The sequence below is a fragment of the Agrobacterium sp. CGMCC 11546 genome, assembly GCF_013365515.1.
Lineage (GTDB): Bacteria > Pseudomonadota > Alphaproteobacteria > Rhizobiales > Rhizobiaceae > Agrobacterium > Agrobacterium fabrum.
Window position 1 is genome coordinate 531,894 of sequence record NZ_CP047387.1, and the last position, 15,433, is coordinate 547,326.

14 protein-coding genes are annotated in these 15,433 nt (G+C 59.7%); 8 read left to right on the top strand and 6 right to left on the bottom strand.

All coding sequences use genetic code 11. The annotated features are described in order from the left end of the window. Positions 1 to 118: 118 nt before the first annotated feature. The 4 genes from GSF67_RS02680 (at position 119) to GSF67_RS02695 (ending at position 4,115) form a co-directional block, all read left to right on the top strand. On the top strand, positions 119 to 1,144 hold the full coding sequence (locus GSF67_RS02680) for a sulfate ABC transporter substrate-binding protein (protein WP_006310267.1): 1,026 nt from the start codon (positions 119 to 121) through the stop codon (positions 1,142 to 1,144). A gap of 196 nt (positions 1,145 to 1,340) precedes the next feature. Continuing rightward, on the top strand, positions 1,341 to 2,198 hold the full coding sequence (gene cysT, locus GSF67_RS02685) for a sulfate ABC transporter permease subunit CysT (RefSeq protein ID WP_006310268.1): 858 nt from the start codon (positions 1,341 to 1,343) through the stop codon (positions 2,196 to 2,198). After that, entirely contained in the window at positions 2,191 to 3,063 is an 873-nt protein-coding gene (gene cysW, locus GSF67_RS02690) for a sulfate ABC transporter permease subunit CysW (protein WP_006310269.1), read from the top strand. Before cysT ends, cysW begins: the two co-directional genes overlap by 8 nt. Positions 3,064 to 3,074: 11 nt before the next feature. Beyond that, on the top strand, positions 3,075 to 4,115 hold the full coding sequence (locus tag GSF67_RS02695; protein WP_006310270.1) for a sulfate/molybdate ABC transporter ATP-binding protein: 1,041 nt from the start codon (positions 3,075 to 3,077) through the stop codon (positions 4,113 to 4,115). Between the two features lie 768 nt (positions 4,116 to 4,883). Here GSF67_RS02695 and GSF67_RS02700 read toward each other — a convergent pair. From GSF67_RS02700 to GSF67_RS02710, 3 genes are all read right to left on the bottom strand, one after another. Further along, positions 4,884 to 5,897 (bottom strand): NAD(P)H-quinone oxidoreductase, encoded by a 1,014-nt coding sequence (locus GSF67_RS02700; protein WP_006316364.1) that lies wholly within the window; start codon positions 5,895 to 5,897, stop codon positions 4,884 to 4,886. Between the two features lie 88 nt (positions 5,898 to 5,985). Continuing rightward, positions 5,986 to 7,788 (bottom strand): GGDEF domain-containing protein, encoded by a 1,803-nt coding sequence (locus tag GSF67_RS02705; RefSeq protein WP_006316365.1) that lies wholly within the window; start codon positions 7,786 to 7,788, stop codon positions 5,986 to 5,988. 172 nt (positions 7,789 to 7,960) lie between these two features. Next, on the bottom strand, positions 7,961 to 8,197 hold the full coding sequence (locus tag GSF67_RS02710; protein ID WP_010971177.1) for a type II toxin-antitoxin system ParD family antitoxin: 237 nt from the start codon (positions 8,195 to 8,197) through the stop codon (positions 7,961 to 7,963). Positions 8,198 to 8,562: 365 nt separating this feature from the next. On the opposite strand from GSF67_RS02710, the gene betI reads away from it, so the two are divergent. The 3 genes from betI to betA all read left to right on the top strand — a co-directional run bounded on the left by betI (position 8,563) and on the right by betA (position 12,573). After that, positions 8,563 to 9,183, top strand: coding sequence for a transcriptional regulator BetI (gene betI, locus GSF67_RS02715; protein ID WP_035216816.1), 621 nt, complete (start codon positions 8,563 to 8,565; stop codon positions 9,181 to 9,183). Positions 9,184 to 9,194: 11 nt separating this feature from the next. After that, positions 9,195 to 10,676, top strand: a complete 1,482-nt coding sequence (gene betB / locus GSF67_RS02720) for a betaine-aldehyde dehydrogenase (protein ID WP_006316369.1) — start codon at positions 9,195 to 9,197, stop codon at positions 10,674 to 10,676. A 247-nt stretch (positions 10,677 to 10,923) separates the two neighbouring features. After that, a complete protein-coding gene (betA, locus tag GSF67_RS02725; RefSeq protein WP_006312254.1) occupies positions 10,924 to 12,573 on the top strand; it encodes a choline dehydrogenase in 1,650 nt (549 codons plus the stop codon). Between the two features lie 3 nt (positions 12,574 to 12,576). Here the strand turns inward: betA and GSF67_RS02730 are convergent, their stop codons facing one another. Both GSF67_RS02730 and GSF67_RS02735 read right to left on the bottom strand, forming a co-directional pair. Beyond that, on the bottom strand, positions 12,577 to 12,876 hold the full coding sequence (locus tag GSF67_RS02730; RefSeq protein ID WP_006312253.1) for a type II toxin-antitoxin system RelE/ParE family toxin: 300 nt from the start codon (positions 12,874 to 12,876) through the stop codon (positions 12,577 to 12,579). Next, positions 12,873 to 13,148 carry a YlcI/YnfO family protein gene (locus GSF67_RS02735; RefSeq protein WP_006312252.1) on the bottom strand — a complete coding sequence of 92 codons (276 nt, stop codon included), beginning with the start codon at positions 13,146 to 13,148 and terminating at the stop codon, positions 12,873 to 12,875. The genes GSF67_RS02730 and GSF67_RS02735 overlap by 4 nt, the downstream gene beginning before the upstream one ends. 145 nt (positions 13,149 to 13,293) lie before the next feature. Here GSF67_RS02735 and GSF67_RS02740 point away from each other — a divergent pair, with 145 nt between their 5' ends. Beyond that, positions 13,294 to 14,637, top strand: a complete 1,344-nt coding sequence (locus GSF67_RS02740) for a chloride channel protein (protein ID WP_006312251.1) — start codon at positions 13,294 to 13,296, stop codon at positions 14,635 to 14,637. 4 nt (positions 14,638 to 14,641) lie between these two features. On the opposite strand, the gene GSF67_RS02745 is transcribed toward GSF67_RS02740, so the two are convergent. Next, on the bottom strand, positions 14,642 to 15,394 hold the full coding sequence (locus tag GSF67_RS02745; protein WP_006312250.1) for a DUF3750 domain-containing protein: 753 nt from the start codon (positions 15,392 to 15,394) through the stop codon (positions 14,642 to 14,644). Positions 15,395 to 15,433: the final 39 nt, after the last annotated feature.

The following is a 15,433-nucleotide window of genomic DNA, read 5'->3' on the forward strand; positions in this document are numbered from 1 at the left end:
CTGTATTTGTTGCCCGGGAAAACGCTCTCGGGAAACACTTTTTCGATCGTATTCGGCCTCATTGACCAACTCTACCGGTCCAGTAGAGTTAAACCATCGCAATCAGGAGGGAATACCGATGTCCAAGCTTCTGTCCGGTTTGAGCGCTGTCGCTCTCGGCCTTTCACTGGCACTCGGCGGCGTTGGCTCGGCCGCCGCGCAGACCAAGCTGCTCAACGTGTCCTACGATCCGACCCGTGAACTCTACAAGGATTTCAACGAAGCCTTCGCCAAGAAGTGGAAGGCCGACACCGGTGAAGACCTCACCATCCAGCAGTCGCATGGCGGTTCCGGCAAGCAGGCGCGCTCGGTCATCGACGGTCTGGAAGCGGATGTCGTCACGCTCGCATTGCAGAGCGATATCGACGCCATCGTCCAGAATTCCGGCAAGATCAACAAGGACTGGCGCACCCGTCTGCCGCACAACTCCTCGCCCTATACCTCCACAATCGTCTTCCTGGTGCGCAAGGGCAACCCGAAGGGCATCCATAACTGGGGAGATCTGGTGAAGGGCGATATCCAGATCGTCACGCCGAACCCGAAGACATCGGGCGGCGCGCGCTGGAATTATCTCGCCGCCTGGGCCTGGGCGAACGAAGAGTTCAAGGGCGATCAGGACAAGATCAAGGCCTATGTCGGTGATCTCTACAAACGCGCCCCGGTTCTCGATACCGGCGCCCGTGGCTCCACCGTCACTTTCGCACAGCGCCAGATCGGCGACGTGCTGCTGGCCTGGGAAAACGAGGCCTATCTCGCCGGTCAGGAATTCGGCGCTGACGCTTTCGATATCGTCGTACCGCCGATCTCGATCCTCGCCGAACCGCCGGTCGCCGTGGTTGACGCCAATGTCGACGCCAAGGGCACCCGCAAGGCGGCGGAAGCCTATCTGCAATATCTCTATTCCGACGAAGGACAGAATATTGCGGCCAAACACTTCTACCGTCCGTCCAATCCCGCCGTTGTCTCCAAGGACCTGCTCAAGCAGCTGCCTGATATCAAGCTCGTCACCATCGACGACCCGATCTTCGGTGGTTGGGCCAAGGCGCAGCCGGAACATTTTGGTGACGGCGGTATCTTCGACCAGATTTACAAGCCCGCGAAGTAAGCGGATGATGGGGTGAAACGCGATCACCCCGTCCGCAGGGACAAGAGAAAAGAACCTGATCGACCGGACAATTGTTCCGGTCGATACTTTATAATAAACGCCGGGGAACACCGGCTCCCAGAGGGCATTTCCAGGAAAAGTGGACCCCGGTTTCCTGTCCTGAAAATGTACAAAACAAAGATTATCCGGAGCCTTGATGAGCAATAATACATCCGGAAACAGGTGGAAATGGCGGCAGTCGAGCGTCATACCCGGCTTCGGCCTGACGTTTGGTTACACTGTCACCTATCTGTTTCTCATCATTCTTATTCCGCTCGGCGGCCTTGTCTGGTCCACGGCGAAACTCGGTTTTGCAGATTTCATTGCGATTGCCACCGATAGCCGCACGCTGAATGCACTGCGTGTCAGCTTCGGCACGGCCTTCATTGCCGCGCTGGTCAACGCCGTTTTCGGCGTCATCGTCGCCTGGGTGCTGACGCGGTATCGTTTCCCCGGTCGCCGTTTCGCCGATGCCATCGTCGATCTGCCCTTCGCCCTGCCAACGGCGGTGGCAGGTATTGCGCTCACCACGCTTTACGCCAATCGCGGCTGGGTCGGTTCGCTGTTCGAACCTTTCGGCATCAAGATCGCCTTTACGCCAACCGGCATCGTCATCGCGCTGATCTTCATCGGCCTGCCTTTCGTCGTTCGCACGGTGCAGCCGGTCATGGAAGAGATCGACCGTCAGGTGGAGGAAGTGGCGGCAACGCTCGGCGCCAACCGTTTCCAGACTATCACCCGGGTTCTGCTGCCGAGCCTCACGCCCGCCATCCTCACGGGTTTTGCGCTCGCCTTCGCGCGTGGCGTTGGCGAATATGGTTCGGTTATCTTCATCGCCGGCAATATCCCTTACGTCTCGGAAATCGCACCGCTCCTCATCGTCATCCGGCTGGAGGAGTTCAATTATGCGGCAGCCACCGGCATCGCCACCATCATGCTGATCATCTCGTTTGCCATGCTGTTCCTCATCAATCTCATTCAGGCCTGGAGCCGCAAGAGGTACGGTTATGTCTGAGACCGCTTCCCGCACGTCGCCCCGGCCATTCCGCGATCCTGCAAGCGAAAGCCTTCCCGCACGGCTGGCGCTGATCGCCGTTGCCTTCCTGTTCCTCGCGGCCTTCCTGGTGCTGCCGCTTGTCTCGGTCTTCTTCGAAGCCTTCCGCAAGGGCGCGGATTCCTTCTGGGATGCCATCGTCGAACCAGATGCGCTGTCGGCCATCCGCCTGACGCTGCTCGTCGCCGCCATCTCGGTGCCGCTCAACGTCGTTTTCGGGGTTGCCGCCGCCTGGGCGATCGCCAAATTCGAATTCAAGGGCAAGGCGTTCCTGATCACCCTGATCGACCTGCCGTTCTCGATCTCGCCGGTCATATCGGGCCTCGTCTATGTCATCCTGTTTTCCGCTCACAGCGTGCTCGGACCATGGTTGAAGAGTTACGGCATCGAAATCCTCTTTGCGGTCCCGGGCATCGTGCTAGCTACCATCTTCGTCACCTTTCCCTTCGTCGCGCGCGAACTGATCCCGCTGATGCAGGATCAGGGCAATGGCGACGAGGAAGCGGCGATTTCGCTTGGCGCATCCGGCTGGCAGACCTTCTGGTATGTGACGCTGCCCAATATCAAATGGGGCTTGCTTTACGGTGTGCTGCTCTGCAACGCCCGCGCCATGGGCGAGTTCGGCGCCGTCTCCGTCGTATCAGGCCACATCCGCGGCGAGACCAACACCATGCCGCTGCATGTCGAGATACTCTATAATGAGTACAATATCGGCGCATCTTTCGCCGTAGCGACACTGCTTGCAGGCCTCGCGCTGGTGACGCTCGTTCTCAAAACCATTCTCGAAATACGCTTTGGCGCGGGCAACGCAGCCGGCAAGCATTGAAAGGCATCTTCATGGAAGTGAAAGTTTCCGGCATCACCAAGCAGTTCGATCGGTTTCCGGCGCTGAACGACGTGTCGCTCGATATACGCTCGGGCGAGCTGATCGCACTGCTCGGTCCTTCCGGTTCCGGCAAGACGACGCTGTTGCGCCTGATCGCCGGACTCGAACAGCCGACGCAGGGCCATATCTATTTCGGCGATGAGGATGCCTCGCATCGCACCGTGCAGGAGCGCAATGTCGGTTTCGTGTTTCAGCACTATGCGCTGTTTCGCCACATGACGGTTGCCGACAATATCGCCTTCGGCCTGAAAGTGCGCCCTTCCGCCACCCGTCCGCCCAAGGCAGAAATCCGTAGGCGCGTATCCGAGCTTCTCGACATGGTGCATTTGACCGGCCTCGAAAAACGCTATCCGACCCAGCTTTCCGGCGGCCAGCGCCAGCGCGTGGCGCTTGCCCGCGCCGTCGCCATCGAGCCGAAGGTGCTGCTTCTCGACGAACCCTTCGGCGCACTCGACGCCAAGGTGCGCAAGGAGTTGCGCCGCTGGCTGCGTGAATTCCACGACCGCACCGGCCATACCACCGTCTTCGTCACCCATGATCAGGAAGAAGCACTCGAACTCGCCGACCGCGTCGTTGTCATGAGCCAGGGCAAGATCGAACAGGTCGGCACGGCAGACGATGTCTACGATACACCCAACTCTCCTTTTGTTTTCTCCTTCATTGGCGAATCCTCCAGCCTGCCCGTGACGATCCGGGACGGCCATGTGCTGTTCCAGGGCGAAAGCATCGGTATAAACGAGGGCGGCACAGGCGAGGGCGAGCTGTTCTTCCGCCCGGAAGATGTGGTGCTGACGGACGAGAAGGATGCGCTTTACGGCAAGGTCACCACCTGTCGCCGCCTCGCGGGCACCCGCATCGCCGAAATCGACATTGCCAATAACGGCCATGAGCCCTATCACCTCGAAATCGAAGTGCCGCTCAACGCTGCCGTGGCGGTAGGTGCGGAGCTGCGTTTTCGCCCGACCCGGTGGAAGGTGTTTGGCAAGAAATAGGGAGAGGTGACCGTAAACGACGGTCGCTGATTTGTCGCTCTCTAACGCGCGTCGCATAAATCAGATCACAGTACACCGCGGTTGAAATCATCGACGGTGCTGGGTGTCGTTACCCCCCTCTGTCCTGCCGGACATCTCCCCCTCAAGGGGGGAGATCGTTCCGTGGCAAGGTTTCGCACCTCTCGACGGTTGAGAATGAAGCAGCGAGAAAGCCTCTTGCCAATCTCCCCCCTTGAGGGGGAGATGTCCGGCAGGACAGAGGGGGGTAACGACACCCAGCACCGTCGATGATTTCACTGCGGTGTACTGTGATGTGATTTATGCGACGCGCTTCAGATCTTTTTTTGCATGTCTCCCAAAACCGCTGCACAGTTTAGGCAGACATCCTTTAGTTCTCCGCCATACCGGCCTTGAGCTGGTATCCAGCCAACTCAAGTCCTTGGGCTGAAAGGAGTTCTTCTCGTCGCGAGAGAGCCGCACCGGCATTCGAGGCGCGGGTTTCTCCAATCGACGAAGCAATATGCAGAAACGGAAAAGGGCCGCCGAAGCGACCCTTCCATGAGTTTGGTCTTGTTTACAGACCCGGGACTGTTTCTCAACGTTCCGAAGGCAAAGAAGTTTACGCCGAGGGTTGCCCCGTCGCAAAACCACCCTTTCCATTGCCTGCACCAGAGACCGAAATCTCACTAGACATTGGATCACCTCCTTCCGATACGTTGAACATAATTAGAAGGTAGTACGATTCGTCATTAATGCAAGAGGCACTCGTCACGACACCTTCATCACGATCTTGCCGATATGATTGCTGCTTTCCATCAACCGGTGCGCGTCCACGACCTCTTCCAGCGTGAACACGCGGTTGATCACAGGCGCGACCTTTCCGCTTTCGATGAGCGGCCAGACCTGCTCGACAAGCTCATCGCGGATGGCGCGCTTCTCGTCGGCCGTTCGGGGGCGCATGGTGGAGCCGGTGACGGTGAGGCGTTTGACCATGATCGGCCGCAGGTCGACCTTCTCGGCTGTCGCACCACCCAGAAAGGCGATAATGGAGAGGCAGCCATCCTTGGCGAGGGCCGCAAGGTTCTTTTCGAAATAGGCCGCACCGATCATGTCGAGAACGACATCGACGCCCTTGCCGCCGGTTTCGGATTTCACGATTTCGGCGAAATCCTCCTCGCGGTAGTTGATCGCGCGCTTAGTGCCGAGCTTCACGCAGGCCTCGCATTTTTCCGCTGAGCCCGCCGTGGCATAAACCTCAGCGCCAAAGGCTTTCGCAAGTTGGATCGCCGTTGTGCCGATGCCGCTGGTACCGCCGTGGATGAGAACGGTCTCACCTTCCGTCAGGCCAGCCATCTGGAAGAGATTGGCCCAGACGGTGAAGAAGGTTTCCGGCAGTGCGGCAGCTTTGACGGCGTCGTAACCTTTGGGGAAGGGCAGGGCCTGCCCGGCGGGAACGGTGCAATATTCCGCGTAACCGCCGCCATTGGCGAGCGCACAGACCTTGTCGCCGAGCTTGAACTCATCGACGCCCTCTCCGAGTGCAACGACCTCGCCGGCGATTTCCAGCCCGAGGATGGGGCTTGCACCTTTGGGTGGCGGATAGATGCCCTGTCTCTGCGCGACGTCTGGACGGTTAACCCCCGCCGCCTCGACCTTAACGAGCATCTCCCCGCGGGCGGGTTTCGGCAAAGGTGCTTTTGAAGACTGCATCACTTCCGGGCCGCCATGGGACGGAAGATCGATGAAGCGCATTGTTTCGGGCAGGGTCTTGGTGTCGGACATGGGTAGGGGCAACTCCTCACTTGTCGGCGTCACCTGAAGATGTAGGTCAGATGTGAGCTTGAGGGAAGGAGTCCGTTTGTCGCTGGTGTCAATTTGCCTCGCCGAATACCCTGACGACGAGGCCGCCTTCGTTCTCCTTCGCGGCCGCCTTGACGCTCGCAATCTCGCTGCCGATCCGCTCGGGATTGGCGATGATCGATCCCTTCGGCAAAGTGAGAACGCCGATAGAGCAGCGCAGCAGCGCAAAATCCCGTTCATTGCCGTTGCGATCCTGACCCTTCATGCATCCGGCGGCACGGTCTTCGTCGGAGTAAAGCCCGGCGACGTCGTCGTGAAAATCGCTGAGCAGCCGCTCGAGGATTTCCATCAGTTCCTCCACCGACCAGTCACGCACACCGATGAAGAAATCGTCGCCGCCAATATGGCCAAGGAAGCAGTCGCCAGCGAAGAAATAGCGGCGCATCAGCGCCGAAAACAGGGTGATGGCGTGGTCGCCGGCGTTGAAGCCGTATTTGTCGTTGAAGGGTTTGAAATTGTCGAAGTCGCAATAGCAGAAGAAGCGCGTCTCGTCGCCGTCACTGCAACTGTCGGCAATAAAGCCGCCAATCGCGCGGTTGCCGGGCAGCGCCGTCAGCGGGTTCTGGTCCTGCGCCATCTTCAGCTGTTTTTCATTGATCACCTTGATCAGCGACGCGGCCGAAACGATGCCGGCATACCGCATGTTTTCGGTCAGGATGATGCAGGCGCTGCCACCCATGCTGGCGAACATGTTCATCAGCTGGTCCGCATCCGCATCGAGGCCGACGATCGGCGCAGGATCGACGAAATGGGAAATGGTGCGCTCATAGATCTTGTTCTTGAGCAGATCGCGGCCGAAGGGCCGGTAGATATATTCCTTGAGGTGATATTCGTTGATGACGCCGCGCGGTTCGCCATTGGCGTTGAGAACCGGGAAGAAGGCCTGCTGCGGATTTCTGCGAAAGAGTTCGAAGACGCTGTCGACGCTGTCATGTTCGAACACGGTAGGGAGGCGCTCGATTTCCCGGCGGATCAGAATCTCGTCCAGCGTCTGGCTGTTGCGTCGCGCCACGCCCACGCGGTTGAGGTGCGGAAAACTTTCGGGCAATTCGCTGGTGAAGACCGTCGGCTTGGCGATCAGCCAGCCCTGCACCAGATCGACGCCGAATTCGCGGCAGGAGAGGAATTCCGCTTCCGTTTCGATACCTTCCGCAATCACCCTGACGCCGAGAACATGGGCGATATTGACGATGTTGCGCACCAGATGCTGCTTGCGCGGCAGATGGTCGATACCGGAGATGAAATGCCGGTCGATCTTGAGGTAATCCAGCGGGAAGTCGCAGAGCAGCTTCATCTCGCCGTGGCCGGCGCCGAAATCGTCGATCGCCAGCTTGAAGCCTTCCTTGCGCATGCGGGCGATCAGCGACGTAAATTCCGGCACGCTGGTATTGTCGAACCGTTCGGAAAGCTCAAAGCAGATGGAGGAGGCGGGAATGCCCGCCCGGGCCAGATGGCCGACGAGCTTGTCCAGAATGACATCGCCATGCGGAATGAGCCGCACATCGAGATTGAGGAAAAGCGTGGCGGAGGAGAAGTCGGGCAGGGTGGAAAATTTCGCGAGCGCCCGGCTTGCCAGCATCTGCTCGAAGGCCTTCAACTCACCATCCGCGGCGGCCTGGTCGAGAAGCGCCAGCGGACTGGAAAAACCAAGCCGGTCATGGCCGCGCATCAGCGATTCATAACCGAAAATCGTGCCCGTCGTCGCTTCCACAATCGGCTGGAACGCCGTTTCCAGCACCAGTTTCGCCATCGGAAACATCTGCCCGGAGGCAAAACGCCTGATGACATCGTTCTCTAGCGCGACGGCCTGCATTTCTGTTTCTCCGCTATTGTCCGTCCCCTCGATGGCTAACCTTGGGGGATCCCGTCTCTTTTGCGGTGAACAATTGCAGATTACAGGTCAACAAAAGCTTTCACGACTGTGAAGCTTTAATGAAGGTTTTGTAACGGCCCCGTGCAATTACATAGGGCCGCAGTGCCGGGTCTCATGCCCGGCGGATATGCCCGCTATGCGCGGCATAAAGTTCCGCCACGTTCAGACGTTCCCGGTCTGCCTCGACGGGTTGTGTGGACTTTGCGCCTGTGCCATGTGCGGCCGATGCCGCCCATAATCTCAGCGCTTCCCTCACAACCTCGCTGCCGGAAGCATAAGCCCCGCAGTTCACGGCTTCGCGCATTCTTGCTGCCTGTTCCGGGGAAATCGATACTGTCACCATTGGCATGATATCACTCCCTTAACCGTCGTTTAGAATTCCGGCAGACTTTTTGAGAAGGCTGCCATTACGGTCTATGTGCGGGCGTTCTTATGTTTTCGTCTGGCGCCGCTTCCAGCGAAATTTGTATCACCAGACACCATACCACGAAACGCGTCTCATTCCCAATTCGCAGTATATCACGGTTTAGTTTTTCCCCCGTGAGCCCGCCGGGGCACGGAGATTTCAAGCTGCCTCGCGTGCTTCCTGACGATCATAGCGACGGCCCGCGGCGGAAAATATGATCCATCGCAAATCCGCGACATAAAATGGCGCATTTTTTATTGATTGATCAATCAATCAAGAATAATTTGCCATCCGTCAAGGAGACGCTTATGCCCAAGATCGGAATGGAGCCTTTGCGCCGCAAGGCGCTTGTGGATGCGGCTTTGCGCACCATAGGCCACCATGGTTCACTGAATGTGACAATGTCTGATATCGCCCGGGAAGCGGGCGTGTCGGCAGCGCTTGCGCATCATTATTTCGGCAGCAAGCAGCAACTGCTTCTGGAAACCATCCGCAGCCTGCTGCGTGATCTGAGGCGCGATGCCGTGGCGGCGCTGATCCGCGCCTCCGGTCCGCGTGAAAAGCTGAGCGCCATCGTGCACGTCTCCTTCCAGAGCGACCAGTTCACGCCCGAAACGGTGGCGGCCTGGCTTGCCTTTTACGTCGAGGCGCAGCGCTCGGAAGAAACGCGCCGCCTGCTGGTCATTTATTCCCGCCGCCTGCGCTCCAATCTCATGGCGAGCCTCAACCGGCTTTGCCCGCCCGACGATGCCGCGCGTATCGCCGAAGGGGCAGCCGCCCTGATCGACGGGCTTTATATCCGCCACAGCCTGCGTTCCGCCCCGCTTGGCCTTGCTTCCGCGCCGACGCTTGTCGAGGATTATTTCGACATGCAGCTCAAATCCTTTCCCGATGGACAGCGCGCCAAGCCGTCCATCCGCACTCTCTAGGAGACTTCGACATGACCATTGCGACGCCGCTCAAGGCGCAGCCGAAAGCCTCGCATTTCATCGACGGGGATTATGTCGAGGACAATACCGGCACGCCGTTCGAAAGCATCTTCCCTGCAACGGGCGAGGTGATTGCAAAACTGCATGCGGCAACGCCCGCCATCGTCGAGCGCGCCATCGCCTCGGCCAAGCGCGCCCAGAAAGAATGGGCGGCGATGAGCCCCATGGCCCGCGGCCGCATCCTCAAGCGCGCCGCCGATATCATGCGCGAACGCAACGATGCGCTTTCCACGCTCGAGACGCTGGATACCGGCAAGCCAATCCAGGAAACCATCGTCGCCGATCCCACCTCCGGCGCCGATGCCTTCGAGTTTTTCGGCGGCATCGCACCTTCGGCGCTGAATGGCGATTACATCCCGCTCGGCGGCGATTTCGCCTATACCAAGCGTGTGCCACTCGGCGTCTGCGTTGGTATCGGCGCCTGGAACTATCCGCAGCAGATTGCCTGCTGGAAGGCTGCACCGGCCCTCGTCGCCGGCAATGCCATGGTCTTCAAGCCCTCGGAAAACACCCCGCTCGGTGCCCTGAAGATCGCCGAAATCCTGATCGAGGCGGGCCTGCCAAAAGGCCTCTTCAACGTCATTCAGGGTGATCGCGATACCGGCCCACTTCTAGTCAATCATCCCGATGTCGCCAAGGTCTCTCTCACCGGCTCGGTGCCGACCGGTCGCAAGGTGGCGGCCGCCGCTGCCGGGCATCTGAAACATGTGACGATGGAACTCGGTGGCAAGTCGCCGATGATCGTCTTCGACGACGCCGATATTGAAAGTGCCGTCGGTGGGGCCATGCTCGGCAACTTCTATTCTTCCGGCCAGGTCTGCTCGAACGGCACGCGTGTCTTCGTGCAGAAAAAGGCGAAGGCGCGTTTCCTCGAAAACCTGAAACGCCGCACCGAGGCGATGATCCTCGGCGACCCCTTGGATTACGCCACCCATCTCGGCCCGCTGGTCTCCAAGGCCCAGCAGGAAAAGGTTCTGTCCTATATCGAAAAGGGCAAGGCAGAGGGTGCAACGCTGATCACCGGCGGCGGCATTCCCAATAATGTCGCGGGTGAGGGCGCCTATGTTCAGCCGACTGTGTTTGCCGATGTCACCGACGACATGACCATCGCCCGCGAGGAAATCTTCGGGCCTGTCATGTGCGTTCTGGATTTCGACGATGAGGACGAGGTTCTCGCCCGCGCCAACGCCACCGAATTCGGCCTTGCCGGCGGCGTCTTCACCGCCGACCTCGCCCGCGCCCACCGTGTGGTGGATCGACTGGAGGCGGGCACGCTCTGGATCAACACCTACAATCTCTGCCCGGTGGAAATTCCCTTTGGCGGCTCGAAACAATCCGGTTTCGGACGGGAGAATTCCGCGGCGGCGCTGGAGCATTATAGCGAGTTGAAAACGGTTTATGTCAGCACGGGGAAGGTGGATGCACCTTATTGAGGGTTGAAGGGTGGGGCTTTACCCCCCTCTGCCCTGCCGGGCATCTCCCCCTCAAGGGGGGAGATCGATATGCGGCGAGGTCTCGCATATCTCAACCTTTGCGAATGAAGTGGCGGTAGCGCCGCTTGCTGATCTCCCCCCTTGAGGGGGAGATGTCCGGCAGGACAGAGGGGGGTGAGCCCCAACCGCCGACAATCATTTTGAACCACCGCCATTTTGAACAACCGCTCATCGGAGAGCACAGATCATGCAAGCAGATTACGTCATCGTCGGCTCCGGCTCTGCGGGCTCCGCCATTGCCTACCGCCTGTCGGAAGACGGCCGTTATTCTGTCATCGTCATCGAAGCTGGCGGTTCGGATTTCGGCCCCTTCATCCAGATGCCGGCGGCACTTGCCTGGCCGATGAGCATGAAACGCTACAATTGGGGTTATCTCTCCGAGCCCGAGCCCAATCTCGACAACCGCCGCATCACCGCCCCGCGCGGCAAGGTCATCGGCGGCTCGTCCTCCATTAACGGCCTTGTTTACGTTCGCGGCCATGCCGAGGACTTCAATCGCTGGGAAGAGCTTGGCGCGCAGGGCTGGGCCTATGCGGATGTCCTGCCTTATTTCAAGCGCATGGAGCACAGCCATGGTGGCGAAGAGGGCTGGCGCGGCACGGATGGGCCGCTGCATGTGCAGCGCGGGCCGGTCAGCAATCCGCTGTTTCACGCCTTCATTCAGGCAGGCGCGCAGGCGGATTTCGAGCTGACGGACGACTATAACGGCTCCAAACAGGAAGGTTTCGGCCTGATGGAGCAGACCATCCACAATGGCCGCCGCTGGTCGGCCGCCAATGCCTATCTTAAACCGGCGCTGAAACGCGGCAACGTCACGCTGGTCAATGGGTTTGCCCGCAAGGTCATCATCGAGAATGGCCGTGCCGTCGGCGTCGAGATCGAGCGCAGGGGTGGGGTTGAAACCGTAAAGGCCAATCGCGAGGTCATCGTTTCGGCCTCCTCCTTCAACTCGCCGAAACTGCTGATGCTCTCAGGCATCGGCCCCGCCGCGCATCTGAAAGACATGGGCATCGAGGTGAAGGCGGATCGTCCCGGTGTCGGCGCCAATCTTCAGGACCATATGGAGTTTTATTTCCAGCAGGTCTCCACCAAGCCGGTCTCGCTTTATTCATGGCTGCCATGGTTCTGGCAGGGCGTGGCCGGTGCGCAATGGCTGCTGTCGAAAGGCGGGCTCGGTGCCTCCAACCAGTTCGAGGCCTGCGCCTTCCTGCGCTCCGCACCCGGTCTGAAACAGCCTGACATCCAGTATCATTTCCTGCCCGTCGCCATCTCTTATGACGGCAAGGCGGCGGCGAAAAGCCATGGCTTTCAGGCGCATGTCGGTTACAACCTGTCGAAATCGCGCGGCAACGTCACCCTGCGCTCCGCCGATCCGCATGACGACCCGGTAATCCGCTTCAACTACATGAGCCACCCGGAAGACTGGGAAAAATTCCGCCATTGCGTGCGCCTGACGCGCGAGATTTTCGGCCAGAAAGCCTTCGACGATTTTCGCGGGCCGGAAATCCAGCCGGGTGAAAACATCGAGACGGACGAACAGATCGACGCCTTCCTGCGCGAGCATCTGGAAAGCGCCTATCACCCCTGCGGAACCTGCCGGATGGGCGACCGCGACGACCCGATGGCGGTCGTCGACCCCGAATGCCGGGTGATCGGCGTGGAGGGCTTGCGGGTCGCCGACAGCTCGATCTTCCCGCATGTGACCTACGGCAACCTCAATGGCCCCTCGATCATGACCGGCGAAAAGGCGGCTGATCACATCCTTGGCAAAACCCCGCTGCCGCGCTCCAATCAGGAGCCGTGGGCGAACCCGCGCGCGGCCGTCAGCGACCGCTGAGGATCAATGGTAATCATCTTCGCGTTGGTGGCGGATCGCGAGGATTGTTACTTTCTCGGCACTTTCTATCTCAAAAAGAACGACATAGCCTGACGAGCCAAATGGAATAAGAAACTCCCTCAGAAAGGGATTTTCTGCATCTACTTTCCGGCAGCTCAGCGGAAAATCCGCAAGTGCGGCAATTCCTTTTTCGATGGCCCTGTAGGCTCGCTTCGCCGCATATTTGTCCTGGCGAAGGAGATGTGCATAGAGGCGTGTTATATTGTCGCGCGCTCTGTCGGCAAGAAAAACCTGAAATGTCACTTGTCGTTGTCTTCAGCAAGCTTTTCGTCAAGCATAGCCTTCAGCTCTGCAAGAACGTCCTCGGCTTTGTGATAGACGCCCGTTCGCTTGGATTCTTCGCGCGCTGCAAGCCCCTGCTTGATGAACTCCGCCTGAGATTTACGGATTTCCACCTGCTTGCGCACGGCTTCTTCCATAAATGCCGAAAGCGTCTCGCCGTCCTTCAGCACGCTTTCGGCTGCCTCGCGAAAATCCGCTGTCACCCGCAGCGAAGGAATTGTTGCCGTTTTCATGGATCGTCTTCCTGCGTTGCAATTGCGATGCATAAGATCGGTCATCGGCAGTGATAAGTCAAATGCAAAACCTTGCAATCGCGGGCCTTGAGGCAGATAAACGGGCTTAACGTCTGCCGAACACCAATCACCGATCCGGATCGCCATGCCCGCCGATTACAAGAAGCTGAAGATGCTCCGCCGTTCCCGCGTTGTCTGGGGGTCGTGGCGGGTGTGGAAGCCGAGGGCGGTTTTCTGGGTTGGCGCGATTGCGGTCGGCATTATCAGCGTCGCTTTTGCCTGGGCTGCGGATCGCGCCCAGCATCTTTTCTCGGCAGTGACATCCGCAGGCGAATGGGCGTTTCTGCTGCCGCTCCTCATCACGCCGCTCGGTTTCACGCTCTGCGCCTGGCTTGCGATCTCGGTTTTTCCCAATGCCGGTGGCAGCGGCATTCCGCAGGCGATTGCCGCGCGGCACCTGCGCGACGATGCGGATCGTTCGCGGCTTCTGTCGCTGAAACTCGCTTTCGGCAAGGTGGTGCTGACGGTCGCCGGCCTTCTCTCCGGCGCTTCCATAGGGCGAGAGGGACCGACCGTTCAGGTCGGGGCCTCCATCATGCTGCAGGCTGCCCGCTGGGGCGGCATGGCCCAGGCAAAGGGCCTCATCCTCGCCGGCTCGGCGGCCGGCATTGCGGCGGCCTTCAACACGCCGCTTGCAGGCATCGTCTTCGCCATCGAGGAAATGAGCAAGACCTACGAATCCCGCGCCAACGGCCTGGTGCTGACCGCGGTCATCCTCTCCGGTCTTGCATCGCTCGCCCTGGTCGGCAGCTATACCTATTTCGGCACCAGTTCGGTCATGGCGAAAACGATGATGGACTGGCTGCTGGTGCTGATCTGCGGTGTTGGCGGCGGCGCATTTGGGGCGCTGTTCAGCGCCGGCGCCCTGCGTCTGTCAGCACGCATTCGCCGTTTTGCCCAAACCATGCCGTTGAAACGCATGCTCGCGGTCGCCGCCGCCTGCGGCCTTGCTTCCGCCGTCATCGGCATTGCGACAGGCGGAGCGACCTTCGGAACGGGCTATGAACAGGCACGCGCCGCAATCGAAGGTGAGGCTGCGCCGGCCTTCTTCTTCATCGAAAAGCTGGCGGCGACGTTTCTCGCCATGATGTCGGGCATTCCCGGCGGTATCTTCGCGCCGTCGCTGTCGGTGGGCGCCGGTTTCGGCAGCACCATGGCAAGCCTGCTCGGCACCAGCATCGGCCTTGGCGCGATCGTCGGCATGGCGGGATATTTTGCCGGCGTCGTGCAGGCGCCGATGACCGCCTTTGTCATCATCCTTGAAATGACCGGCAATCACGAAGGCGTCATTCCCATCATGGTTGCGGCAATGCTCGGATATCTGACCTCGCGTCTTTTCTCGCGGGAGCCGCTTTATCACGGCCTGTCGCGCGTCTTCATTGCCCAGAGCATCCGCGCCCGGCGCGCCGCTCAGGCCAGCGAAACGTAATGGCTTACGCCCGGATTCCCGCGACGCCGAAATAACCGAGCCCCGGTATCTTAATTCCCGGCCGGCCAAAATCGATGCCGGCGACGAGACCGAGGAAATTGACCTCGAAACCGCTGCGCGCGCCGGCCGAAATGCCGAACAGCCCGCCGAGTGAGACGCTCGCATCCTTCCAGTCATCGGCAATGTGATAAAACGCGCCGTCCGGCAGATAGTCGCGGCCGACCGCATCCGGCGGCAGCACGACGCCCAGTTCCGGCACGCTGCGCAGCACATGGGCGACGAAGGTGTTGGAGTTGGGGCCGGGATAGATGCGATAACCACCCGGCTTGCCATAGGGATAGTCGGCGATTGCTTTTTCGATTTTCGGGATGAACTTTTCCGCCGCCGCGCCGTGAATTGCCACCACCTGACGCGGCGTGTTGGAATACCAATAAGCGTCAGCCGCATACCCGTTATGGCGGATTGGCGTGCCCCAACCGACCTTGTCATACCGGTCATAGGTGGTGGCACCAGGCTTCTTCAGCACGACCCAGGCATGGCTGGCGACGGAGCCCTTGAAGCCGCCGGTCATGGCGGAAAAGACGTAGATGGCGGCTTGCCCGTCGCTCGACGCTGGCGGCAGCATGCCGGAGGACGACCATCTGGCGGCGTTCCAGCCGCGCGGATGGTCCTTCATGGCCCATAGACCGGCCGATGCCAGCGCGGGTAGCAGATAAATAACGGCAATCGCCAGCAGCAGACGTTTCGCAAATTTCACTGATAGCCCCGTGCATCGAAAAATCAATTGCGGTATCAA